The organism is Amycolatopsis sp. WAC 04169, from assembly GCF_003947535.1.
Lineage (GTDB): Bacteria > Actinomycetota > Actinomycetes > Mycobacteriales > Pseudonocardiaceae > Amycolatopsis > Amycolatopsis keratiniphila.
The window spans coordinates 59,983-83,065 of the sequence record NZ_QHJI01000013.1 but is presented as its reverse complement, the minus strand read 5'-3'; the positions used below and the strand labels follow the sequence as shown (position 1 = coordinate 83,065).

At 67.1% G+C, this 23,083-nt stretch carries 21 protein-coding genes; 12 read left to right on the top strand and 9 right to left on the bottom strand.

The window, feature by feature from the left end; translation table 11 throughout:
- Nucleotides 1-479: 479 nt before the first annotated feature.
- On the bottom strand, nucleotides 480-722 hold the full coding sequence (locus DMC61_RS41840; RefSeq protein WP_233595048.1) for a hypothetical protein: 243 nt from the start codon (nucleotides 720-722) through the stop codon (nucleotides 480-482).
- Nucleotides 723-859: 137 nt separating this feature from the next.
- Entirely contained in the window at nucleotides 860-1,231 is a 372-nt protein-coding gene (locus DMC61_RS33700; RefSeq protein ID WP_370456438.1) for an alpha/beta hydrolase, read from the bottom strand.
- Between DMC61_RS33700 and DMC61_RS41260 the strand changes: the two genes are divergently transcribed.
- On the top strand, nucleotides 1,214-1,645 hold the full coding sequence (locus DMC61_RS41260; RefSeq protein ID WP_158634151.1) for a DNA glycosylase AlkZ-like family protein: 432 nt from the start codon (nucleotides 1,214-1,216) through the stop codon (nucleotides 1,643-1,645). The genes DMC61_RS33700 and DMC61_RS41260 overlap by 18 nt on opposite strands.
- Before the next feature lie 304 nt (nucleotides 1,646-1,949).
- Here DMC61_RS41260 and DMC61_RS33690 read toward each other — a convergent pair whose 3' ends face one another.
- Nucleotides 1,950-2,948, bottom strand: coding sequence for a helix-turn-helix domain-containing protein (locus DMC61_RS33690; protein WP_233595047.1), 999 nt, complete (start codon nucleotides 2,946-2,948; stop codon nucleotides 1,950-1,952).
- A gap of 489 nt (nucleotides 2,949-3,437) precedes the next feature.
- Between DMC61_RS33690 and DMC61_RS33685 the strand changes: the two genes are divergently transcribed.
- The 3 genes from DMC61_RS33685 to DMC61_RS33675 all read left to right on the top strand — a co-directional run bounded on the left by DMC61_RS33685 (nucleotide 3,438) and on the right by DMC61_RS33675 (nucleotide 5,400).
- Nucleotides 3,438-3,845: a hypothetical protein gene (locus DMC61_RS33685; protein WP_125694410.1), complete on the top strand. Its 408-nt coding sequence runs from the start codon at nucleotides 3,438-3,440 to the stop codon at nucleotides 3,843-3,845.
- Nucleotides 3,846-4,019: 174 nt separating this feature from the next.
- Nucleotides 4,020-4,970 carry a hypothetical protein gene (locus tag DMC61_RS33680; RefSeq protein WP_125694408.1) on the top strand — a complete coding sequence of 317 codons (951 nt, stop codon included), beginning with the start codon at nucleotides 4,020-4,022 and terminating at the stop codon, nucleotides 4,968-4,970.
- 229 nt (nucleotides 4,971-5,199) lie between these two features.
- On the top strand, nucleotides 5,200-5,400 hold the full coding sequence (locus DMC61_RS33675; protein ID WP_125694406.1) for a hypothetical protein: 201 nt from the start codon (nucleotides 5,200-5,202) through the stop codon (nucleotides 5,398-5,400).
- Between the two features lie 834 nt (nucleotides 5,401-6,234).
- Here the strand turns inward: DMC61_RS33675 and DMC61_RS33670 are convergent.
- The gene (locus DMC61_RS33670; RefSeq protein WP_125694404.1) at nucleotides 6,235-7,065 is read right to left on the bottom strand and encodes an SDR family NAD(P)-dependent oxidoreductase; all 831 of its coding nucleotides are present in this window, start codon (nucleotides 7,063-7,065) and stop codon (nucleotides 6,235-6,237) included.
- Between the two features lie 38 nt (nucleotides 7,066-7,103).
- Complete coding sequence (locus DMC61_RS33665; RefSeq protein WP_125694402.1) at nucleotides 7,104-7,466, bottom strand: nuclear transport factor 2 family protein; 363 nt, start codon at nucleotides 7,464-7,466, stop codon at nucleotides 7,104-7,106.
- 78 nt (nucleotides 7,467-7,544) lie between these two features.
- On the opposite strand from DMC61_RS33665, the gene DMC61_RS33660 reads away from it, so the two are divergent.
- The 5 genes from DMC61_RS33660 to DMC61_RS33640 all read left to right on the top strand — a co-directional run bounded on the left by DMC61_RS33660 (nucleotide 7,545) and on the right by DMC61_RS33640 (nucleotide 15,231).
- The gene (locus DMC61_RS33660; protein ID WP_125694401.1) at nucleotides 7,545-8,339 is read left to right on the top strand and encodes a MerR family transcriptional regulator; all 795 of its coding nucleotides are present in this window, start codon (nucleotides 7,545-7,547) and stop codon (nucleotides 8,337-8,339) included.
- A 337-nt stretch (nucleotides 8,340-8,676) separates the two neighbouring features.
- Nucleotides 8,677-9,924: an NAD(P)/FAD-dependent oxidoreductase gene (locus DMC61_RS33655; protein ID WP_125694399.1), complete on the top strand. Its 1,248-nt coding sequence runs from the start codon at nucleotides 8,677-8,679 to the stop codon at nucleotides 9,922-9,924.
- A 161-nt stretch (nucleotides 9,925-10,085) separates the two neighbouring features.
- Nucleotides 10,086-14,129: a SpoIIE family protein phosphatase gene (locus DMC61_RS33650; RefSeq protein WP_233595046.1), complete on the top strand. Its 4,044-nt coding sequence runs from the start codon at nucleotides 10,086-10,088 to the stop codon at nucleotides 14,127-14,129.
- On the top strand, nucleotides 14,129-14,419 hold the full coding sequence (locus DMC61_RS33645) for an STAS domain-containing protein (RefSeq protein WP_125694395.1): 291 nt from the start codon (nucleotides 14,129-14,131) through the stop codon (nucleotides 14,417-14,419). The genes DMC61_RS33650 and DMC61_RS33645 overlap by 1 nt, the downstream gene beginning before the upstream one ends.
- 104 nt (nucleotides 14,420-14,523) lie before the next feature.
- Complete coding sequence (locus DMC61_RS33640; protein WP_125694393.1) at nucleotides 14,524-15,231, top strand: DUF3558 family protein; 708 nt, start codon at nucleotides 14,524-14,526, stop codon at nucleotides 15,229-15,231.
- A gap of 42 nt (nucleotides 15,232-15,273) precedes the next feature.
- Here DMC61_RS33640 and DMC61_RS33635 read toward each other — a convergent pair whose 3' ends face one another.
- Entirely contained in the window at nucleotides 15,274-16,161 is an 888-nt protein-coding gene (locus DMC61_RS33635) for a TIGR03621 family F420-dependent LLM class oxidoreductase (RefSeq protein ID WP_125694391.1), read from the bottom strand.
- 94 nt (nucleotides 16,162-16,255) lie between these two features.
- Nucleotides 16,256-19,642, bottom strand: a complete 3,387-nt coding sequence (locus DMC61_RS33630; RefSeq protein ID WP_233595045.1) for a BTAD domain-containing putative transcriptional regulator — start codon at nucleotides 19,640-19,642, stop codon at nucleotides 16,256-16,258.
- 122 nt (nucleotides 19,643-19,764) lie between these two features.
- Here DMC61_RS33630 and DMC61_RS33625 point away from each other — a divergent pair, with 122 nt between their 5' ends.
- The gene (locus DMC61_RS33625; protein ID WP_199750159.1) at nucleotides 19,765-20,649 is read left to right on the top strand and encodes an NAD(P)-dependent oxidoreductase; all 885 of its coding nucleotides are present in this window, start codon (nucleotides 19,765-19,767) and stop codon (nucleotides 20,647-20,649) included.
- 8 nt (nucleotides 20,650-20,657) lie between these two features.
- On the top strand, nucleotides 20,658-21,422 hold the full coding sequence (locus tag DMC61_RS33620) for an SDR family oxidoreductase (protein ID WP_199750158.1): 765 nt from the start codon (nucleotides 20,658-20,660) through the stop codon (nucleotides 21,420-21,422).
- 19 nt (nucleotides 21,423-21,441) lie between these two features.
- On the opposite strand, the gene DMC61_RS33615 is transcribed toward DMC61_RS33620, so the two are convergent.
- Nucleotides 21,442-21,780 (bottom strand): MerR family transcriptional regulator, encoded by a 339-nt coding sequence (locus tag DMC61_RS33615; protein WP_125694387.1) that lies wholly within the window; start codon nucleotides 21,778-21,780, stop codon nucleotides 21,442-21,444.
- A 632-nt stretch (nucleotides 21,781-22,412) separates the two neighbouring features.
- Here DMC61_RS33615 and DMC61_RS33610 point away from each other — a divergent pair.
- A complete protein-coding gene (locus DMC61_RS33610; RefSeq protein ID WP_125694385.1) occupies nucleotides 22,413-22,664 on the top strand; it encodes a hypothetical protein in 252 nt (83 codons plus the stop codon).
- A 39-nt stretch (nucleotides 22,665-22,703) separates the two neighbouring features.
- Here the strand turns inward: DMC61_RS33610 and DMC61_RS33605 are convergent, their stop codons facing one another.
- Nucleotides 22,704-22,982, bottom strand: coding sequence for a DUF3892 domain-containing protein (locus DMC61_RS33605; protein ID WP_016332568.1), 279 nt, complete (start codon nucleotides 22,980-22,982; stop codon nucleotides 22,704-22,706).
- Nucleotides 22,983-23,083 lie beyond the last annotated feature (101 nt).

The following is a 23,083-nucleotide window of genomic DNA, read 5'->3' as shown; positions in this document are numbered from 1 at the left end:
CGCCTCATTCGCGGAACCCAGACGTACTCTGCGGGCAACTGCGCCGAATGCGCTCAGCCGAAGGACATCGCACAAGGATTCCACCGGCCACGAGCTCGTTGACAAGCACGCGAAGCCGGTCAGCCAGGTAGTGGGTTAGCCCGTCTCGCGTGGGCGGCCGCAGGCATATCGCCACAGCGGCGCCGTTGCCGAAGTAGAGCCTGATACGGCCCGCGGCCTGGAAGTCAGCTAGGCCCGCCTACATGGCGATAGAGACGGACATTGCAACCGAACGCTGGATGAACACTGGTTACCTTGACTGCCCTTTCGGGCTTCGAGAGTTCGGAGGTTCCGGCTCTTCGAACATGGAGAAACGACACGGGGCCTTGAACGAAGTGCGGGACGAGAACGAGCTGCGAGGTCTTCTGCTGTCACCTGACGAGGAGGCTGTGAGCAGGAACTACCCGCCTCGTGCCGCGAGTCGGCCGCGGGCAGGCGGGTCATTGGGGAACAGGCCGAGCACCCGGTTCCTCTCGGCGATCTGGTCGTACGTGGCCTGAAGCAGCGGGGCGGGCAGCGGGCCGTCTCCGATGGCGACGAGTTCGGGGCCGTTCAACACGGAAGGCTTCCCGGTTTCGCCCCCTGCCGATCAGGGCGAGTTCGGCGAGGACGGCGCCGTCGAGGGAGTACGGCAGTGTGCCTGCGGCCGCGGTGGTCCCGGTCTTGTCGTCGAGCAGCAGCAACAGCAGGTCCTCGACGATCAGCTGGTCGTTCTGCTCTGTGACACCGTGTCGTATGTGGCCGATTCGCTCGAACGGCGGGCGCTTGAAGGAGGGCGCCGCGCCGGTTCTGGCGCGAACCGGCCCGGCACCGGAGGAGGTCAGGCCGGTTCGGCCACGCAGGTGTGATCGGCCTCGGGGCGTTCGCCCGTGGTCAGGAACGCGGTGACCGTGTCATTGGCGCACTTGTTCGCGCCGATCAGGTAGACGCCGTGGCCTCCCTGATCGGCGGTGACCATTCGGGCTCGGTCGCCGAGGGCGTGCCGCATCTGTTCGGCACCGGCCAGCGGCGTCGCCGGGTCGCGGGTGTTCTGTGCCAGCAGCACGTTCGACGGGCCCTGGTCATCTACCCGCACGGGCGGTTCCGCGGGCTCGGATCGCCAAAAAGCGCATGGGCGGATGTTGGCCCCGGACGCGCCGAACATCGGATAGCGCTGGCGGTCGACCGAGACGTCGTGGAGGTAGCTGCTCACGGACTTCGGCTGCTCGGCGGCGGCGTTCTCACCCGGCCCGAGCTGGGGCGGGCGCTCGCGCTGAACCGGCCAGGAGCCGACGCGCAGGCTCTCGGCTGGACCGTGCAGTATCTGCTCCCGCTGGTGCACCCCGCACCGAGCGGAACGTGGGGCAAACGCGGCGCGACCCCGTTCGCTGTCTTTCCCGGTGTATCGGAAGCCGCCACCGCAGACGACGTGCGCGGGCTGATCCGGCGTTATCTCGCCGCGTTCGGGCCGGCCACCGTGGCCGACGCCCGGACCTGGTGGTGTGCTCCTGTCGTGCCGCTGCGCTCGATCTCCGCCGCCGACCGAGCGGCCATCGAAGCCGAAGCCCTGCGGTTACTAGAGTTCGCCGCTCCCAGCGCCGTTCACGACGTCCGGTTCAGCGGATAAGTCCACAGACGACCGAAGCCGTGTGGTGCGTCGCGCCCGAGCCGGGACTGATTGCGTCGCCGCTGACCATCGACGGCCTCGGACCATTCAGCCACAGGCGATTCAGCCTGCATGCGTATCCCAGGAACATTCGCGCAATCCAGGTTAGCGGTCCGAACCGGACTGGTATGCACGCCGATACCAGTCCAGCATTCCCGTCGGCACAATCAGGACAGCCTTCGCCGGTGACACATGGCTGCCGTTCTGGCCGGAGTTGCGTCTCGACGCGGGTGAGCTGAAGGCGGCTGGACAGGTCGCGGTGCGTTTACGACAGCGGCTGTCCCGATTCCAGCGGTGTTCCGGTGGCGTGTTGAGGGTGCAGAGCGATCTCACTGCCCAGGAAGAGGTCCGTCTGAGCGTCTCTGGACTGTAGGAGTCCGGTGGGTGTGGAGCCGACCAGGAGCCGGAAGTCTCGGTTTAAGTGCGCTTGGTCGGTGTAGCCGCACAGTTCTGCGACGGTGGCCAGAGGTGGGGGGTTCCTGCCGGTGATGAGCCTGAGCGCCCAGTGGCAGCGCGCCACGCGGGCGACCGTCTTTGGCGACAGCCCTATCTCCCGGTGAAAACTCGTGGTCAGATGCTGCCGGCTCACACCTGCCCGGTCGGCCAGGTCGGTGATTCTGACGTCGCCTCTTGATCCGGTCAGGCTCCGCCAACTGCCTTCGAGCGCCCTCGGCAACTTCGGACCATCCAGGATTCTGTCCGCCAGCCATTGATCGATGATGCGAAACCGGTGGTCGACGTCGTCCGCGTCCCACAGCTGTTCCGTCAACCGGCGGGCGTCAGCGCCGAAGAGGTCCGCCATGCCGACCCTGGCGGTTCCGAGTTCGCTCAGGGGCATGCCGAGCAACGCCCGGGCGCCGAGCGGAGTCAGCTCCACGATGACTCCTTCTTCTTTGCCCGTTCTTTCGTAGGCGATCGGCGTGCCGGTCAATCCGGTGACCGAGGAGACCGTCGCCGAGGGAACACCTTGCAGGGAACGCTGGATCGCCGGTGCCAGGTCGACGATCACCAGTATTGAGTTCAACGCGGCCACGGTGCGAACCATCGTGACGCCGGTCGCGCGCCGGTAAGCCAAGTAGAAGTTGACCCAGCGGGTCAACCTCTTGTCGGGTCGACGCGTCTGCCACATCGGGGCTACCGCTGCCAGCTTTTCTCTGTCTTGCACCACGGTTTCCCCTGTCGCCGTCGATGCCGGAGAACGAACTGCACCAGAACCGCAGCATGCCATGACGTCGACCTCCGTTCGAGGTTCCGAACCGATCATGACCCGAAAAGACGCTTTTCCTGACTTCGCGTGCGCGGCGATTCGGATCCGGATATTAGGGGAAGAAGGCATCTTGATTGGGGAAATCGAAGCCTGGAACCTCTCTGGACCCTGAAATGCCCGGTTGTCACCCGATAGGACGAGTGATCGTCACCCTCGATGCACCTGACATTTTTCCTATCTATGCCCTGCTGTCCACCGGTAGTTTCCACTCGGCCATGCGATGCGGTCCGCTGACAAGTCGAAAGGCACGCCATGTTCACGAAAAAACTCATGTATGCGCTCGTTGGGGCAGGGATCACGTTGTCGCTGCACGCGTTCGCCGTGCCAGCGGTGGCGTCGTCGGAAGCCGGTAGTCCACGGGCGTCCGCGGCAGCACAGGGGATCGGAGTTCGGGTGACTCCGCGTATCACTACGTCGATGTACTCCGGTCCCGGACTGAGTACCCCCATAGTGGGGAAAGCGCGGCAGGGCGACAACGTGGCTGCCGTGTGCAGACTGCAGGACAATAACGGTAAGTGGCTTGTGCTGGGCATTGACCGGCCCGGCGAGAACGGTGTGCAGTGGGCGAATACGGCCGGATACATTTGGGACCTCGATATCGTCGAGTCCACCTATGGCCTTCGTTTGTGCACCGACTGGCTCACCGTGCAACCTTCGAGGGACACGGCCATGTACTCCGGTCCCGGTCTGAGCACCCCGCACGTCGGCAAAGCGTGGGTCAATGAGGATGTCGCCGCATTGTGCAAGATCAACGACAACAACGGCTGGCGGTTGATACTGGGCGTCCATCTCGCCGGCCGTAACGGGGTTCAATGGGCTCGTACGGCAGGTTATATCTGGGATGCGGATATCCGTGACAGCACCAGTTATCTGGCTGACTGTGGGGTCCAGTAGCAAGCCGAAGTCTCGGATACTGAGGGAGACCCGCGACAACAGTCCTGGGAAGGAGAAGCAGGCTGCGGCGGTCATGGGAGCCATGAGGCTACGCCCGCTGCTTGTGTAGAGCTCGCCGCGGAATGGGCGCCCGAGGTTGGATTTTGCTTCCGTCTGCAACCTAGGTGAGGGGTTATGAAAAGAAAATCGATTATCGCAGGAGTTATCCTGTCGTTTTTGATGGTGTCGGCGACTTTGATGGCGCCATTCGGGTCACGGGGGCGTGCTGCGCTCCTGGCCTCCGGACGACCGCCCGCGAACCCTGCGGAATGGGAGCATGCGCTCGCCCGCGTCTTAGTTAACGATCCCACATTGCCCCTTGCGATCGAGTGCATCCGCGAGCCTCGCCCCGACATCATTGCTCCACCCAACGCCAAGGATCCAATCTGGGCCCGTGCGCGCGACGTCGCCGGGGTGCAGTCACGACGCTCAGCGAAGGCCGATCTTGTTGCGACGGTGGCGTCCATAGACTTGGAGGAGTGCGACACCTTGCCGGCCGGCCGCTACCGGCATTGGCGAGTGATCGCCCGCACCGAGGAAACCACGGTGTTGCCGGCGTGGCCCGAAAGAGACAGTCTTCTGCGCCGGTCGGGCCGCGATCTCGCGGTCGAACTTCGTCGGCGCAGTGATGCGGCCGGGCTCCGCTGCCGTCTCTTCTGTGCTGAGAGCGCATCGAGCTGGTTCGCCGCTATGCCACCGTTGCTCAACGAGGTCTCCACCGACACCACCAGTCCGCTGATTGGCATCGACGTCGACGACGAGTTCATGGGCGACGCCCGCGGCGGCCTCGGTGTGCACGATCACCTACTGGTACCGAGCCTGTCGTTAAGACTGGCACTTTGCCTGCAGCCGGCCACCGAGCCGTTCGTGCTGCATGACGAAACCGGACCCGCGATGGCCATGATCACCTGGCGGAGTCATTACGAAGGTGGCGCCTACCATCTGCCCTGGCCGCGTACACGGGGCACGATGTTGTTGGTAAGCCCCGCAGCCTTCGAGAGCCTTCTAACTTGGGGTGCGGGGAACTTGCTCATTCGCGAGGTTGTGTATGGCGACCCATCGCTTGCCGACGGCGCGGATGGTTGATCTTTTTGTCATCTCAAGCACTATCCGAGGCGAGGTTTCTTCCGCGGTAGTTGTTCGCTGGCTTTGATGCCGTGGGTGGTCGCTGTGGCGAGTTGCCGCTGGGCATCGGGCGTTCGAGTGCGTGTAGTAGTGCTGTGCCACGGCAGGTGGGGCGCATGGGCTGCGATGGTAGAGCGTCGCGCCGACGTCGGTTTTGAGGCGGTGCAGCTGTCGGTCGGGCCAGGATGACTTGGTTGACGTCGAGGTGATCGGCGGCGGTGTGAATTGTGGCGAAGGCCATGATGGCGCGGAAGCGGTGGAGACGTTGCCAGCCATGAAGTCCTCCTTCAGCTGGGCGGGGGATGTCGCGGTGCAGGGTGACGGGAGTGTCTTGATCATTTGGGGATGGCTGGCGATTCCGGCGGTGCGGGAGGGGATGCCGCGCCGGTGAGCGGGGCGGACATGGCGGTTCTGCTGGCGGCAAAGGCGCTGTCGAATGGACGGGCACGTCGTCTCCGATTGGGCTCCGTTGTCCACGGACAGCCTGATACAGGCCGACACGCAGCGGCACTCCGCCCGGGGTCATACTGGCGTTGACCTGCACAAACCGGCAGAATCTAGCAAGCGACGACACTGGCTGACATGTCGGAGCTGCGGTCTCATAATCCCTTGGCCGTCGGTTCGAGCCCGACCCGGCCCACCACGTCAATATCGTTGCCGACCTACGGCAATGTTAGTCCTTCGGCGGCAATTTCGCCTCGGCGTTAATTGTTCCTGGGCTCTCTTGTGTCTCCGTTTGCTCCGGTGTGCCGAGTTTCGGATAAGTGCTCTGCGGGAGCCGGTGGTGGCGTAGCAAGACTTTGTTTCGTCGTCACAACCGCTTCGATAAGGGGTCCGGGTTCTTTGCTTCCATGGTTCGACAAGCTGGGCGCGTTCACAGGCCGGCCGGGCGTGATCTGCGTTCTCGAGTAGAAGGCCAGTGACATCTACGATTGTGTCCCCGACCTGCGCATCTTGTACTGGCGCGGTAGCGCCGAGCGGTGAATTCGAGTATTGCGTGGCGTACCCGATGACACTTATCTTCACGTCGCTGAGTTGTGCCGCCCGATCCCGTTGACGAACACGACGACCAGTATCGCGACGGGCTTGGACGGTTTCACGCGGTACGAAGCCACTGTTCGACTCCTTGCCCGACACCATCGCCGAAGTCCTTGCACAGCAACGCGAACTCGTCGGCTCACCGCGCACACCACGCCGGCAGGCGGAGCGGCCCGCAGCCGCGGGGCTAGAAGTCCGTGCTGCGCGAAAGCTTCTCGTTGGCGCGTAGCTCCGCGAGGGCGTTCTCGTGCATCGCGGTGACGACGTCGTAGCCGGAGTTGCCGAGCACGATCCGGTGCGGCGGAACGGGTGCGTTCATCGCGCTGAGCACGGCCCGCACTCCCCGCACGGGATCGCCCTCTTGCTTGCCGTTGTGGTCGACGAACGCCGCCTTGACGCTCTCGACCATCGGCACGTAAGCGTCGACTACCTCGTCGACGGGCTGGTCCTGGAAGCCGGCGAAGGCGTTGGTACGGGTTGCTCCCGGCTCTACGACGAGCACCCGCACACCGAACGGCTCGACCTCGAGCCGCAGCGTCTCCGACAGTCCTTCGACCGCGAACTTCGCCGCCGAGTAGTAGCCGAACCCCTGCGCGGTGACGAGGCCCGCCACCGACGACATGTTCACGATCCAACCGCCGCCGCGTGCCCGCATACCCGGCAGGACCGCACGCACCACGTCGACCACGGCGAACAGGTTGAGGTCGAACGTGCGGCGGATCGTCTCGTCAGGGGCTCCTTCGATCGAGCCGAACCAGCCGCGGCCCGCGTTGTTGACGAGCACGTCGATTCCGCCGAACCGCTCCTCCGCCGCCTTGACCGCCGCACGCACCTGCTGGGCATCGGTGACGTCGAGCTCGAGAACCAGCACGCGGTCGCCGTAGGGCTCAGCCCACTCCCGCAGTTCAGCAGGCCGGCGAACGGTCACCGCGACTCGATCGCCCCGATCCAGTGCGGCCTCGGCGTAGACCAGACCGAACCCTCCGGGCGTCCCACCGGTGATGAACCAAGTCTTCATGATTTTCTCCGTCGAGGATCGAGATGATGTGGGTGCGGTCAGGCCGCGTGGCCGGCGATGACGATTTCGGCGATGCGGTCCTCCCGGAGCGTGAACCGGTAGTCGAGTTCGGCGATGCCGCCGGGGAAGCCGCCTTCGAGCCGCACGGTCACGACCCAGTGGTCGTCGTCGGCGCGGTGGGCGCCGATCTGTTCGGTCGTGTACTCGAACTCGGTCCCGGCGTCCCGCAGGAACGCGTGGGTCTTCTCGCGGCCGCGGAAGGTCTCGCCCTGGTCGATGATCACCGCGTCCTCGGTGAGGAACGACGAGGCGGTGTCGGCGTCGTGGACGACGTGGGCGGCGAAGAACTCCCGCACGGTGGCCGGGAGCAGAGCGGACTGGGAATCGGTGTGCTGTGTCATGAGCCCATCGTGTGGTCTCGCGGGGTGGGAGGGTCAAGCCGTGGACTCTCTCCCCGGGGGAGAGTCCAGAATGGAGAGGTGCTGAGCATCGGGGAGTTCTCGCGGCTGACCCACCTGAGCGTGCGGACGCTGCGGCGGTATCACGAGGCGGCCCTGCTGGAACCCGCCGTGGTGGACGAGAGCACCGGTTACCGCTACTACGGGCTCGACCAGATCCCGGCCGCACAGGTCATCCACCGGCTCCGCGAACTCGACGTCCCCCTGAGCGACGTGCAGCGAATCCTGCGGACCCCCGACCCCGACGTCCGGTCGGCCCTGGTCGCGGACCACCTGCGACGCCTAGAGGACGTGCTCGACCGCACCCGGGCCGCGGTCGTGTCGCTGCGGCGCCTGCTCCGGCCCGACCCCGCGCCGATCGACGTCGAACTGCGCGCGGAGCCCGCCCGCACGGTCGCGGCGGTGGAAGCCGTGGTCGAGCACCGCGACGTCTCGACCTGGTTCGCGGGCGCGATGGCCGAGTTGGAGGCGGCCGTCGGCGCCGCCGTGACCGGACCGCCGGGCGGCAGCTACGACAACGCCCTGTTCGAACAGGAGCGCGGTCGCGTGCTCGTCTACCTGCCGACCGATGCGCCACCCCGCAGCGGACGCGTGCACCCCGTAACTCTTCCGGCCGTGGAACTGGCCGTCACCACCCACGTCGGTGAGCACGACGGCGTCGAAGTCACCTATGGCGAACTGGGGACCTGGGTGGTGGAGAACGCGATGTCGGTGGCCGGGCCGGTGCGGGAGGTCTACGTTGTCGGCCCGCGTGACACCGGCGATCCCGCCGCGTGGCGCACCGAGATCGGCTGGCCGGTCTTTCGCGTCACCTGAAGCGGTCGGTGCGAAGCCGGGCCGTGGAACATCCGAGCCACCCTCGTCTCGCATCATGAGCGGGCGGTCGGTGCGCGTCATGCCGATGGCCGTACGACCGCCTCCGAGCGGCTGGAGTCCGGAACCGTTGCGAGATCGCTCCAAGTGCCAGAGGATGGCTTCATCGGATATTGCGGAACAGGCTCCGCAGGAACCAACGTATCGCGAATGCGGGCCGTGCTGATCGACGCCGCGGTCGAACGCGGCAACTAGGCCTCGCCTACGCCGGACGGCGCTACGCGTTGCGAGCAAGGCACATTCGAGCTCGCGTCGAATGTGACACCGAGGAGCGTTTCTGATGGCTGTGCACGAAACCGACGTCGTGGTGATCGGTGCCGGACTCGCCGGCCTCTCCGCCGCGCTGCACCTGCACCGCGCCGGGGTGGTCTGCACCGTCCTGGAAGCCGGGGACGAGGCCGGCGGCCGCGTGCGCACCGACGTCGTCGACGGTTTCCGGCTGGATCGCGGGTTCCAGATCCTCAATCCCGCGTACCCCGCGATTCAGCGCTTGGTGGACGTCGACGCGCTGCGGCTGGGCAAGTTCTGGCGAGCGGTCCGGGTGGCCGGCGACGACCGTCTCAGCCTTCTCGGGAATCCGCTCGACACACCCAAGGCACTGCGGGACGTCGCGGCAAGGCGCTATTTGTCGGCGAAGGACCTCGCCGCGCTCGGTGCCTTCACCGCGCGGGTGGCGGCCGGACCGGCGCGGTCGATCGTCCAGGGCCGCGACGGCACGACCGCCGACGAACTGCGCGGGGCGGGATTGTCGGGCCACGCGGTGGAAACCGTGCTCCGCCCGTTCCTGTCCGGGGTCTTCCTGGAGGCCGGTTTGAATACCTCCTCGCGGTTCTTCAAACTCGTCTGGCGCAGTTTCCTGAGATCCGCGCCGTCATTGCCGTCACGGGGCATGGGGGAGCTGCCCCGGCAACTCGCCCGGCTGCTCCCCGTTTCCGCAGTGCGGACCGGTACGCGCGTGGAGCACGTCGGGAACGGCGAGGTGCGCACCTCCGGCGGGGACGTATGGACCGCGAGGGTCGTCGTCGTCGCCACGGACGGCACCACGGCCGCGGGCCTGGTCGACGGTGTCCCCGAACCGCACTGGAACAGCGTCACGACTTGGTATTTCGCGCCACCGCGGTCACCCTTGCGGGAGCCGGTCATCGTGGTCGACGCCCGCGGCGGCCCGATCGTCAACACCTCGGTCCTGAGCGAGGTCTGCCCGGCCTACGCTCCGGAAGGCGCGGCCCTCGTCAGCGCCTCGGCGCTAGCGCCGCTCGCGGAATCGGAGGTGCGGCGGGAACTGAGCCGGTTGTACCGTGTGGACACTGCGCGCTGGCCGGTGGTCGGGCGCTACGAGATTCCCCATGCGCTCCCGGCCATGTCGCCACCCCACGCCGTCCGTGGCGAGATCCGGTTCGGTGAACGGCTGTACGTGTGCGGCGATCACCGCGACACGAGTTCACTGCAAGGTGCGCTCGCCTCCGGCGGCCGGACCGCGCGAGCGGTGCTACGAGACCTGTCCCGTGTCGTCGACAGGCCATTGTGAGGCGATCTCCCGGATCGAGCGCGTCAGCGGGGTCCTGAGCGGGTATACCGCGATCACGACGTGGGTGCGGCCGCGGTGATGAGCGGGACAGGAAAGGGCTTCCAGTGCCTTCTGAGGATGCTGTGAGCGGCGGAATCGATGTGTTCGCCGAGGATGGTGAGGTGGGTCGCGACCTGGCCGCGGTGGACTGGGCGGCCACGCCCCTCGGGCCGCCCGACGGGTGGCCGCTGAGCTTGCGCACGGCTGTCGGCATCCTGCTTTCTTCGCGGTTCTCCATGTGGATGGCGTGGGGACCGGAGCTCACCTTCTTCTGCAACTCCGCGTACCGGCACAACACGCTGGGACGGAAATATCCGTGGGCTCTCGGCCGTCCGGCGAACGAGGTATGGGCCGAGATCTGGGACGACATCGGCCCGCGCATCGCAACCGTGCTGTCCACCGGCAAGGCGACGTGGGACGAGGGGCTTCTGCTGTTCCTGGAACGCTCCGGCTACCCGGAGGAGAGCTACCACACGTTCTCGTACAGCCCGCTGCGCGACGACGACGGCCAGGTGGTCGGCATGTTGTGCGTGGTGAGCGAGGAGACCGATCGGATCATCGGCGAGCGCCGGATGGCCACGCTGCGTGACCTCGGCTCGGACCCCAGCGTGATCACCACCGAGGCCCAGGTACTCGCCTTCGCCGTCGGCCAGCTCAACCGGAACATGCGTGACCTTCCGTTCACCCTGATCTACCTGTTCGACGACGACGGCTCGGCGCGGCTCGCCGCTTCGACCGGGCTCGCGGAGGGGCTTACCGTGCCGTTGCCGGCGCTCCCGGTCGAGCAGATGTCCGAGGGCGGGACGGCGCTGCTCGATCTCGACGACGCCAGGATGGCCGGACTGCCCGCGGGGGAGTGGCCCGCACCTCCCACCCAGGTCTTGATCATTCCGCTGAGACAGCAGGGCGGGGTGCCCCACGGTTTCTTGGTGGCCGGGCTGAACCGGTATCGCGATCTGGACGACGGCTACCGCGGCTTCATCGAACTGGTGGCGACGCATATCGCCGCCGGGATCACGAGCGCCCGCAGCTTCCAGGCGCAGCAGCGGCGCGCGGAGGAACTCGCGGAACTGGACAGGGCGAAAACCGTCTTCTTCTCGAACATCAGCCACGAGTTCCGCACTCCGCTCACCTTGATCATGGGGCCGGTGCAGGGGCTGCTCTCCAGCTCATCTGGCCTGGACGACGCCGCTCGTGCGGATCTGGAGGTCGTCCACCGCAACGGATCGCGGCTGAGCAAGCTGGTCAACACGCTGCTGGACTTCTCGCGGATCGAGGCGGGTCGCATGCGGGCCCGCTTCACGCCGGTAGACCTCGCGTCCGTCACCGCCGAACTGGCCAGTGTGTTCCAGTCGGCCATCGAGCGGGCCGGTCTGCGCTTCACCGTGGACTGCCGTCCCTTGACGGAACCGGTGTACCTGGACCTCGACCTGTGGGAGAAGGTCGTCTTCAATCTCCTGAGCAACGCGGTGAAGTTCACCTTCGAAGGAGCCATCACGGTCACCGTGGCCCAGGACGAGGCGGGGGCGACCGTCGCCGTGGCCGACACCGGGGTCGGGGTGCCGTCCGAGGAGATGCCTCACCTGTTCGAGCGGTTTCACCGGATCGAGAACACCCGCGCCCGCTCCCATGAGGGCAGCGGGATCGGTCTCGCGCTGGTGCGCGAACTCGTGGAACTGCACGGTGGCTCCATCGTCGCTGACAGCACCGAAGGCGTGGGCACGACGTTCACCGTCCGGCTCCCTTTCGGTTCCGGTCACCTCCCCGCCGATTCGCTCGCGGAGTCCAGTGACCGTTCGGGCTTCGCCGCCGCGGAACCGTTCGTGCTGGAGGCCGGACGTTGGTCCTCCGATACGCCGGAAATCGCCCGGAACCCCGACACCGCGGCGTGGCGCCCGGCCACTCCGGCCCGGGTCGTGATCGCCGACGACAACGCGGATATGCGCGAGTACCTGACCCGGCTTCTCACCGGTGCCGGGTACGTGGTCCAGGCCGTCGCGGACGGCGGCGAGGCGATCGAAGCCGTGCGCACCAGCCCACCGGACCTCGTCATCAGCGATGTGATGATGCCGGGGCTCGATGGGCTCGGCCTGGTCGGGAAACTGCGCGACGAACCGCGCACCGCCGCGGTGCCTGTTCTGCTGCTCTCGGCCCGGGCCGGTCAGGAAGCCTCCATCGAGGGATTGCGAGCCGGCGCCGACGACTACCTCGTCAAGCCGTTCGCTTCGGCCGAGCTTCTGGCCCGCGTCCGGGCGAACGTCGAACTGGCCCGGTTGCGCGCGCGTTCCGCCCGGTGGCGTGCCGCGCTGATCGACTCGTTGCAGGAAGCCTTCTTCGTCTGTGACGAACACGGAGCCGTCATCGAGATCAACAGCGCGTTCAGCGAGATCCTCGGTTACGGTCCGGAAGGCCTGCCGTACCAACCGGTCCACCCGTGGTGGCCGGACGCGGACACCGAGCCCGACGCGTACCGGCTCGTCGCCGAGGCCTTCGACACGTTGCTGCGGAATCGCCGGGGCAGCTGCACGGTGCCCGTGGCCCACCGGGACGGGCACCGGTTGTGGGCCACCGCCAGCTTCAACCAGGTCGAAGACCCCGACAGCGGCAGACGCGTCACGGTCGGCACGTTCCGGGACGTGACCGCGGAACACTACGCGATTCAGCGGCAGAGCGCCCTGTCCGGCTTGAACCAGCAACTCGCGCAGGCGGACTCGATCCAGGAAGCGCTGATCGCCGCGATGGACGAATTCCGCCGGGTCTGGAAGGCGCCACGGGTGCTGGCGGTCTTCTTTCCCGCCCACTCCCGCGACGCCGATCCGGTGATCGTCGGAGAACCGGTCCTCTGGGCGGACCTGACGACGCGCTCCCGGCACGCTGTCGTCGCCTTGCGCGACTCCGATCCGCTGAGTCTCGTGAAAGGCGAACCGGGCACGGTGGGAATTTCGCTACAGCACCCCGACGGTGCCTTGGTCCTGTGGCTGGAACTGGCCGAATCCCGGCCGTTCACCACTGAAGACGAGACCTTGCTGACCATGCTGGCCGGGCGGCTGGGACAAGGCCTGGTTCGCGCGCATCAGATCGGTCAGCAGCGGGAGATCGCGCTGGCGCTCCAGCACGCGATCCTCGGCCCACACCGGCTGCCCGACGGGTTCTCGGCCCGATATCAGCCCGCCAACAGCCCGCTGCAGGTCGGTGGGGACTGGTACGACGTCGTCGAGCTCGAAGACGGACGTATCGCACTGGTCGTCGGTGACTGCGTGGGCCACGGTCTGGCCGCGGCCACCGTGATGGGGCAGCTGCGCAGCGCGTGCCGTGCCTTGCTGATGGAGAACCCCAGCCCGGCGGCGGCGCTCAGCGGATTGGACCGCTTCGCCGCCCGTCTGCCCGGTGCCGTCTGCACCACCGCGTTCTGCGCGGTGCTCTCGCCGGGCACCGGCGAACTGAGCTATGCCGCGGCCGGGCACCCCCCGCCGGTGCTGGTCGAGGCGGACGGGACACCCCGGCTGCTCGAAGGCGGCCGCTCGATCCCGCTGGGTGTCCGGCCCGGCAGACCGCGTCCGGAGGCCCGCGTCGTCATCCCTCCACGGGCCACGCTGATGTTGTATACCGACGGTCTCGTCGAGCGGCGTCGCTGCTCGCTCGGCGACGGTATCGATCGCGCGGCCGCCCTGATCGCCGCGAACGGTGACTCCACGCTCGAAGGACTGGCCGGACTGCTCATGTCCGAACTGGCTCCGCCCGACGGATTTGAGGACGATGTGGCGCTGCTGACCTACCGATGTCCAGGCCCGCTCGATGTCAGTTTCCCCGCCGACGCGGGAGAACTGGCATTCGTGCGTCGAAAGTTGCGCGGCTGGCTCCAGTGCTGCGGGCTGGAGGTCGACCTGCTCCAGAACATCCTCGTCGCGGCGGGCGAGGCCATCGCCAACGCCGTCGAGCACGGTCATCGTGACGATCCCGGTGGCCTCGTCCGGCTCCAAGCGTCCGCTTCGGCCGACAGCGTGACCTTGATCGTCAGGGACAGTGGCTCATGGAAGACTCACAGCCCCGCCGCGGATTCCGATCGCGGACGCGGCTTGATCCTGATGCGTGCCTTCATGGACGAGGTCACCGTCGAACGAGGAAACGCCGGAACCACAGTCCAGCTGAAGGCGAGGTTTTCCTGATGAGCACTGAACTCACCCTCACCACGGACAGCCGTGACGACGGTGTCGTCCTCCTGATCGCAGCGGGCGAGATAGACATGAGCAACGTCGACGCCTTCGGCGAAGCTCTCGCTGACGCGACGCGAAACGGCGCGGCCATCGTCGACCTGCGCGGAGTGGAATACCTCGACAGCGGCGGCATCAACGCCCTGTTCACCTATGCCGAACGAATCCGTATTCGTACCAACGAGCTGCTGGTGCCGGTGCTCACCGTCAGCGGACTCGCCGAACTCGTCGACGTCGAGCGATGAGTCGAAAGCGGGGCGCGGCCGGCGACACCGCCCCTGCTCCAGTCTGTTCGCAACCGCACTCCTGCTAGCCTCCCTTGACTTTGGATGGGGGAGATGAGCGCAAGATGCCAAACGTGGAGTGCCTCGGCTATCCGAGAGCCGGTCGGATCGCAGTGGTTGTCGCCGCGTCGGCAATGCTAGGTCTAGCCGGGTGTTCGTCGGACAAGTCTGGTCCGGCGCCGCAAGGCAAGGCCGCCGAGAGCGTGGCCCCGTCGTCCGCCGACCCGGATACCAAGACGTCCACTCCGGACGCTTTGTGTGCACTTCTCACACCGGCTGAGCTGTCGATGCTTACCGGAGAGGTGTCCGATCCGAAGGCTTTGGCCGTCGGCGGGCTGCCGGCGTGTCATTGGGAGACGCCTGCCGGGGGACGCGTCCAGGTGATCGGTGCGTCAGCCGGAACGTGGGCGAAGCAATTGCCCGCGGCGATCGAGCAGGTGAAGAGGTCGGGACTGCTCGACGACCCGGAGACGGCTCGCAAACTGGAAGCGGCTCGTGACCTGATCGCCTCAGGCAAGGAGATCGCACCGGATCGTGCCTGTGAACTGTTCTCCATGCTGCTGGAGGTTCAAGGACTACCGGCCGGCAGCTCCCGCACCGTGAATCTGATTCCCACTCGGGAGAACCCCAAAGCCGTCAACGGACAAACCTGCAGCGGAGGGAGATTCACCTCCGTCCAGCTCGTCGCGCCGAACCTGAGCGGCTCCGACGAGGAGGCCTCGAGACTGTCGAGTGTGCTGACCAAGGCACACGAACGCAACCGCGGCGCGTAGTGCTTCTTCTTTCCGGAACTGCGACAACAGTGGCCCGACCGGTCAGCGCATAGCCTCGATCACCTTGCCGAACGCTTCCATCGCCGGTTCCATCACCGTGACGTAGTTGATCCCGTACACCTCACGGTTCTCCCGGAGCTGTTCGGCGATCTGCCGCGGCGTTCCGATCGACACCGTGGGAGCGGCGAGAATCTGTTCGTCGTCCAGGTGCGGCGCGAAACGGCGGACCTGATCGAGCGCGGACCTCCGGTCCTTGGTGAGCACGGTCGCCTTGGACAGGAGGTTGTATTCGATCTCATCGGCCCGGGGACCGGCCGCGCGACGCGCGAACTCGGTTCGCTCCACCATTTCCTCGGCGGGCGCGATGACCATCCGCCCGTACTCCGGGCGGTACTGGGCACCGACGAAGCTGACGATCTCCGCGTTCCGCGCCGCCAGCCGCAGGACCCGATCGCCATGTCCTCCGACCAGTATCGGCGGATGTGGCCGCTGCACCGTCTTCGGGTGCTCCGGATCGGAGAGGAGGCGCTGCAGCTCGCCGATCGTCGTCTCCAGGCGGTCCACCCGGCTGCCCGGGGTACCGAAGGGAATGCCCGTCTTCTGGAATTCCCATTCGACGTAGCCTGTGCCCAGTCCGAGTTCGAGCCGGCCTTCCACGAACTGATCCACCGTGACCACGTCCCTGGCCAGCAGCGTCGGATTGTGAAAACTGGTGTTCAGGACATAGATACCGATCCTCGGCCGCTCCGTCGCTTCCGCCGCGAGGATCACGGAGGGAAACGGAGACGGGAGGTTCACGTGCTCACAGGCGGAGACGACGTCGTAACCGAGTTCTTCCGCGCGGCGGCACTTGGCCACCCACTCCGCCCGGGAACACGCCTCGGACACCAGGACAACGCCGAACCGGAACGGTGCACGTGGCGCACTCATGTCGTCTCCTGCCCCCAGTCACGACTGCCGCCGGAAAGATCATCGTAACCGCCGGGCTCACCTCTCCCGAAGCACCAGATGTACGAATTTTCAGCTAATTTCGCAATCCACCCCGGACGCGGTCCGGCTGTGCGCGTGGTCGCAGGTGACGATGGTGTCGAGCCCGGTTTCCTGTCCGTGGTGGAACGCGGTGGTGAAAGCACCGTCGCCGAGGGCTTGCCGGATCCTGGTGGTGATGCGATCGATGTCGCCGTGTTCGGCGGGGGGGGGGGGGGGTGGGGCGGGGGCGTGGGGGGAGGGGTGGGTGGGTGGTGGTGTGGTGGTGGGGGGGGGGGGCGTGGTGGGTGGGGGGGTGGGGGGGGGGGGGGGGCGGGGGCATCGGGGCTCCCGCCGACTTCCTGAGCATGGCGGCGGCGCCCAGCAGCCGGGCGGCGTGGTCGTGACGGTCGGCCAGCGAGTGCGCGCCGGCGAGTCCTTCGAAGGCGAGCGCTATCGCCCGACGATCGCCGGTGGACCGGGCGGCGGCGTACCCGTCGAGGTGTAGCGCGAGCGCCGCCCGGGCGTCGCCGCGCAGCTCCGCGATGAAGCCGAGTTCGGCGAGGATCAGCGTGAGACCGGGGGTTCCGTTCCATCGGCGGCACCAGTCGAGCCAGTTGCGCAGATGGGTTTCGGCGACGTCGAGTCGGCCTTGACGCCGGGCGCCGAGCCCGAGGCCGACTTCGGCGTGTTGGATGCCCCATTGGTAGGACTGTTCGGTGGCCAGTCGCATCGCACGGGTGTGGAGTTGCTTCGCAGTGGCGTAGTCGCCCGCGAGCAAGGCGCTGCGGCCCAGGCTGGACAGCTCGTGGGCGGCTTCGGCCCACAGTCCGAGTTCCTCGGCGTTGCGCAGTCCTTGACGCCGGAAGAGTGCGGCTTGGTCGTAGTCGCCGGTGGCTTCGGCGAGCATGGCGAGGAGCTGGCCGGCCTTCAGCTGCCCCCACCTGTCACCGAGTTCGTCGAAAAGGGTGAGGCTCTCCCGGCCGAGTCGCGCGGCTTCGGGAAGATCCCCTTCGGCGAGGACGAACGCTCCCACGGTCGAGGTGGCCGCGATGCCCCAGCGGTCCCCGATGGCGTGAAAGGCCGACTGGAGGCGGTTGATCCATCCGCCGGTCGTGACGGTGGTGCCGAAGCCGAGCTGGGCGAAGACCAGGAACCATTCGGCGAAGGCACGCGCCGCGGGGTCGTCGACGCTCTCGTACAGCGAGTCCAAGGCGTGTTCGGGCGTGGTCGTGTCCGCCTCGGCGTTGTCGCGGATCAGCAGCGTGATACCCGTTCGCCAGACGGTGGCGATGGCTCTTGCCGCGGCGGGTGCGGTTCCTTCGAGGTCCAGGACGCGGTTCAGTGTCCGGCGTGCTTCTCCGAGCCTGCCGCGCAGGAACCAGTACCAGCTCAAGGCGTTGGCGAGCCTGAGGGCCCAGTCCGCTCGGTCGTGCCGGATCGCGTGGTCCAGCGCCCGGTGAAGGTTGGCGGTCTCGGTGTCCAGCCGCCGGAGCCAGTGGCGCTGGTGCCCGCCGCGCAACCGCGGCTCGGCGTGTTCGGCGAGTTCGATGTAGTACCTGTGATGCCGATGCCGGATCCGGGTGGACTCGCCCGCTTCGTGCAGGCGTTCGTGGCAGTAGGCCGCGACGGATTCGAGCAGACGGTATCGGGGGCCGTCCGTGGTCTCGGTCATCACGACCAGCGAGCGGTCGACCAGCCGGGCGATCAGGTCGATGATCGCGTTCCGCGGTACGCCGTCTCCGGCACAGGTTTCTTCGGCCGCCTCGATGGTGCATCCCCCGGCGTGGACGGACAGACGGCGCAGTACGACACGTTCGGCTTCGGTGAGGAGCTCCCAGCTCCAGTCGATCATCGCCCGCAGGGTTCGCTGACGGGCCGGGGCGCCCCGTTTCCCGTTGGTCAGCAGCGGAAACCGGTCGTCGACCCGGGCGGCGAGCTCACGGACGCCCAGAGCGCGGGTTCGGGTGGCGGCCAGTTCGAGGGCCAGCGGAATCCCGTCGAGCCTGCGGCAGACCGTGGCGACGGCGTCGGCGTTGTCCTGGTTCAAGGTGAACTCAGGTGTGGCGGCCGTTGCCCGTGCCACGAACAGTTGCACGGCGCCGGATCGGCGAACGGCTTCGATCGGCGCGCCGGGGGCAGGTGGTTCTAGGGGCGCGACCGGCCATAGCCGCTCCCCGTCCACGTCGAGCGGTTGCCTGCTGGTCGCCAGGATGCGCAGCTCTGGCGCGGCCGACAGAAGCCGGTCGGTGAGCTCGGCGACGGGCTCGATCACGTGCTCGCAGTTGTCGAGGACCAGGAGAAGCCTTCTCGCGCGCAGCGCGGCAGCGAGGTGTTCGATCGAGGTGACCGGCTTCGTCGCGGGAAGCGGGATCGTGGTGGGGTCGGCCCGGATGCCGAGGACCGTGGTCACCAGGTCCACGAGGGCGCCGAGGGAAACGGACCTCCCCGAGCGGGTGCTGTGGTCCAATTCGGCCAGTTCGGCCAGCCAGACGCCGTCGGGGAAGGTGCCGGCCAGTTGCCTGGCGACCTCCACCGCCAGCCGGGTCTTGCCCACACCACCAGGACCGGTCAGGGTCACCAGCCGGGCGGCGGTGACCTGCGAACGTACGTCGGTGACCGCGTCCGCCCTGCCGACCAGTGCGGTCAGGGCGGTGGGCAGGTTGGTGCGAGGCGCCGGAGAGGTCGGTGCCGCACCGAGGTGGGGCGCTCGCTCCAGAATCGCTTGATGCAGGGCGGCGAGTTCGGGACCGGGGTCCAGCCCCAGGTCCTCGGCCAGCCGATGACGCAGAGTGCCATAGCTGGTGAGTGCGTCATTCTGCCGGCCGGCGCGGTACAGCGCCCGCATGTGGACGGCGCGGAGGCGTTCCCTCAGCGGGTGGCGGCCGACCAATTCGCTCAGCTCGACGGCCAGATCGGCGGGATCCTCCCACGCCAACCTCGCCTCGCTCTGTTCCTCCACGGCGAGAAGCCGCTGTTCCTCCAGCCGTTGCACGGCGGGTCCGGCGAACTCCGCGTCACGGAAGTCGGCGAACGCCGGACCTCGCCACAGCTCCAGCGCTTCGGACAGCAGCCGGGCCTTCGCGACCGGGTCGGCGGTGGCTCTTGCCTGCGAGATCAGGGCCCGGAACCGGCCGGTGTCGACCATCTCCGGATCGACGCGCAGCAGATATCCGGGTGGCTGCGACACCACCAGGTCGCGCCCGCCTGGTTCGGCGTCTTCCAAAGCCTTCCGAAGCTGCCAGACCCGCGTTTGCAAGGTCTTCAGCGGATTGAGCGGAAGTCGCTCGCCCCACAGATCGTCGATGAGCCGGTCGGCTGACACGGGTCTTCCCTGGTTGATCAGCAGAACGGCGAGTAGCGCACGGACTTTCGACTCCTTGACGGTGACCGGAGACCCTCCCGTCGTCCACACCGCCAGCGGACCCAGCACCCCGAAACGCACGGCACAACGGTAACCGGCGGACGACCGGGCCGGACCGCGCAGGCCCGGCCTAGGCGCGACCTAGACCAGACCTGGTGCGGCCGGCCGCACGGTGGTGTCCGTACTGATGTGAAGGAGTTCGCGTGAACGAACGGAAAGAACCCATCCCGGTGACGGTCGTCGGCCTCGGCGCGATGGGCATGGCACTGGCCTCGGCGTTCCTGGCGGCCGGCCACGCCACGACCGTCTGGAACCGGTCCGCCGGCAAGGCCGACGACCTCGTCGCCGCCGGCGCGGCGCGCGCGGCCACGATCACCGAGGCGATCACCGCGAGCCCGCTGGTGATCACCTGTCTGCTGGATTACCCGGTCCTGCACGAGGTCCTCGACCCGTCGGGAGACGCACTGGCCGGCCGGACACTGGTGAACCTCACCAACGGCACACCGGAGCAGGCTCGCGAAACCGCCACCTGGGCGGCACGGCACGACGTCGGTTACCTCGACGGCGGCATCATGGCCGTGCCCCCGATGATCGGCCGGCCCGAGGCCCTCGTCCTGTACAGCGGCTCACAGGCCGCCTTCGACCAGCACGAGCAGACGCTGAACCGGATGGGGAGCAGCAGGTACGTCGGCGCGGATCCGGGTTCGGCGTCCCTCTACGACCTGGCTCTGCTCAGCGCGATGTACGGACAGTTCGCCGGCGCTCGCCACGCGCTCGCCCTCGTCGGGACGGAGAACGCCGACCTGCCGGAGTTCACCTCGTCCCTGCTGATCCCCTGGCTCACCGCGACGATGATCGGGTTGCCCGTCCTCGCTCAGCAGGACACGGCCGAGGACTCCGATTCGCCGTCCGGCATGCAAGCGGTGGCGATCGCCAACATCGTCGACGCCAGCAACGCCCAGGGAGTCGACGGCGATCTGCTTTCCCACCTGCTCATCCCCATGAGGGACCTCATCGGCCGCCGGGCCGCGGGCCGCTCACTCGACGACCTCGTCGACCTGATCAACCGCCCGGAACAAGGAAAGTGACGAAACACGTGAACAACCACTCGGACAAGAAGGCCGTCGTCGCCGGCGGGACTCACGGCATGGGACTCGCCGTCGTCAAAGCCCTCCTCGACGGAGGCGCGGAGGTTCTGCTGACCGGCCGCAACGAGAAGTCCATCGAAACGGTTCGGACCGAACTCGCCGGCCGGTCGGCGCACATCGTCCGCTCCGACGCCACGAGCATGGCCGACATCCGCGCCCTCGGCGGAGACGTCGAGGACAAGCTCGGCCGCATCGACTTCCTCTTCGTCAACATCGGGCACGCCAGGCTCGAACCGTTCGATCAGGTGACCGAGGCCTCCTACGACCAAAGCTTCGACACCAACACCAAAGGAGCGTTCTTCACCGCTCAGCGCCTGGCCCCGCTCATCCGAGACGGCGGCTCGATCGTCTTCACCACGTCCATCGCCGACGAGGGCGGAACCGACGCCCTGACCGTCTACTCCGGAGCGAAAGCCGCTGTCCGGGCCATCGCCAAGGGCATCGCGAGCGCGCTGCTGCCCCGGGGAATCCGGGTGAACGTGATCAGCCCCGGCTTCATCGACACCCCGACCATGGGAATCACCGGAATGACCCACGAGGACCGTGACGCCTTCATGGCGATGGGTGACCAGGCGACCCCCATGAAGCGGCACGGCACGGTCGAGGAGATCGCCGCGGCGGTGCTGTTCCTCGCCTTCGACGCCACCTTCACCACCGGCGCCAGGCTTACCGTCGATGGCGGCATCGGCCAAGGAATCCCCGCACCACAGTAGATTCCGACGACCTGATTCCCTATTCGGCGGTGCGGAGTTCGTCGTTCTGGCGCCGGGCTTCGTGGAGCTGGTCTTCGAGGGAGACGATGCGGCACGCGGCGTCGACAGCCGTGCCTTGGTCGACCAGTTCCCGTACGCGGGCGGCGATGCGCAGCTGGTGCCGGGAGTAGCGGCGGTGTCCGCCTGCCGAGCGCTGGGGTGTGATCAGCCCGGCTTCGTCGAGGCTGCGCAAGAAGTTCTGGGTGGCGCCCAGCATGTCCGCGGCGCGGCCCATCGTATAGGCGGGGTAGTGGTCGTCGTCGAACTTGTCGGCACCACCGGAAACGGTGGCCGGGGTCTCGCGTTGGTCAGGAATCATTCCACCTCCACATCACAAGGGACCCCGGGCGCCACGTGCGGCGCCCGGGGTCCCGGGGTCGGGTTTCACCATTGTCTACCGACCGTGAGGCCGGCGGTGTGCATCCGCGGTGTCCGTCCGAGAGGCGGACGATGCGGAGATCGCTGATTCGTAACCGAGAACCACCTTCCAATCCGATGGGCCTGCGGTACCCGCGCGGCATTACTGCCCAGCCGCCGCGGGCGATCCAATGATGGTCCCTGTCCCTTCTTCCTGTGTTTCTCTCTTACCGGGTACTGCAACTTCGTACTGCGTTCACTGCAACTGCACTGTTCCACCGGGATCGGCCTTGCCGTTCACGTGTTCACTTCCCGATCCCGTACTTCTCCGGTCACCGGTCGAAACCTGTTCACTGATCGGCTTCGTCCTGCCTGACCGTCTTGTCTCACTCCGCGGGCAGTTCCGTTATCTCCCGCGCCTGCTTGACGTTGTCTCTCTCAGTACGAGAAGGACACTACACCCACCCGAAGTTGAATGTCTACCTTCGTCAGCATAGATTTTCTGCCGCCTGGGCGTGAAGAAGTCCCGGCGTGACAGATCCGCAGGTCGATGCGAGGACGGCGACGAACGACATCACTCGAAAGGCAGGCGGGATGACCGACTCGACCGCACGGCAGGACCCATTCGGCCTGACCGGGGTGCGCGACCACGAGGAGTACGTCGCCGCCCTCAAGCGCTTGGCCGAGCAGGGCCGCCGCGAACGCTGCGTCGCGCTGCTGTCGGAGACCGAGGCCCACGTCGTGGCGGAACTGCTGGGCCAGTACGCCCTCCACAACCCCGCCGGACGACTCAACCAGCTCGCCGCCACACTCGCGGCACGGCTCTACAGCCGCCTCGGCGCCTGAACGCGGTACCGCGATGCCGTCCCGCATTGGGAAGCGGGATCAGAAGCGGGGAAGCTCCAGCAGGTTGTTCTTCCAGATCCCGTCCGCGCGCGTGCGGAGGAATTTCGGGCCGAAGGTCGGCTTGATGATCTCCACGGCCACCCGGTGGATCCCCTCGTCCACGTAGGCCTTCCCGTCGTCGTCCTCGAGCCACGCCACGATCGCCGAAACGAAACTCTCGCCGGTCTCGCCGCTGCCGGGGTTGACCCAGCGCAGCTTCGTGATGCTTTCGTGGAACTTCCCACCTTCGAGCCGCGCTGCGATGATCTTGATGGCCATGGTGCTACCTCTTCGGCTGGGTGCCCTCGAAGCGAACAGGGGTAAAGCGGTACTCGCCACCTGCCCGCACCCCGTTACGCCGTCCGGTCGCCGTGCCCCGA

Coding starts and splice junctions, on each gene's coding strand:
- DMC61_RS33615 (WP_125694387.1), bottom strand. CDS start 21,780: ATGATTCCTGACCAACGCGAGACCCCGGCCACCGTTTCCGGTGGTGCC.
- DMC61_RS33670 (WP_125694404.1), bottom strand. CDS start 7,065: ATGAAGACTTGGTTCATCACCGGTGGGACGCCCGGAGGGTTCGGTCTG.
- DMC61_RS33690 (WP_233595047.1), bottom strand. CDS start 2,948: ATGATCGGTTCGGAACCTCGAACGGAGGTCGACGTCATGGCATGCTGC.
- DMC61_RS33635 (WP_125694391.1), bottom strand. CDS start 16,161: ATGAGTGCGCCACGTGCACCGTTCCGGTTCGGCGTTGTCCTGGTGTCC.
- DMC61_RS33665 (WP_125694402.1), bottom strand. CDS start 7,466: ATGACACAGCACACCGATTCCCAGTCCGCTCTGCTCCCGGCCACCGTG.
- DMC61_RS33645 (WP_125694395.1), top strand. CDS start 14,129: ATGAGCACTGAACTCACCCTCACCACGGACAGCCGTGACGACGGTGTC.
- DMC61_RS33680 (WP_125694408.1), top strand. CDS start 4,020: ATGAAAAGAAAATCGATTATCGCAGGAGTTATCCTGTCGTTTTTGATG.
- DMC61_RS33605 (WP_016332568.1), bottom strand. CDS start 22,982: ATGGCCATCAAGATCATCGCAGCGCGGCTCGAAGGTGGGAAGTTCCAC.
- DMC61_RS33640 (WP_125694393.1), top strand. CDS start 14,524: ATGCCAAACGTGGAGTGCCTCGGCTATCCGAGAGCCGGTCGGATCGCA.
- DMC61_RS33655 (WP_125694399.1), top strand. CDS start 8,677: ATGGCTGTGCACGAAACCGACGTCGTGGTGATCGGTGCCGGACTCGCC.
- DMC61_RS33610 (WP_125694385.1), top strand. CDS start 22,413: ATGACCGACTCGACCGCACGGCAGGACCCATTCGGCCTGACCGGGGTG.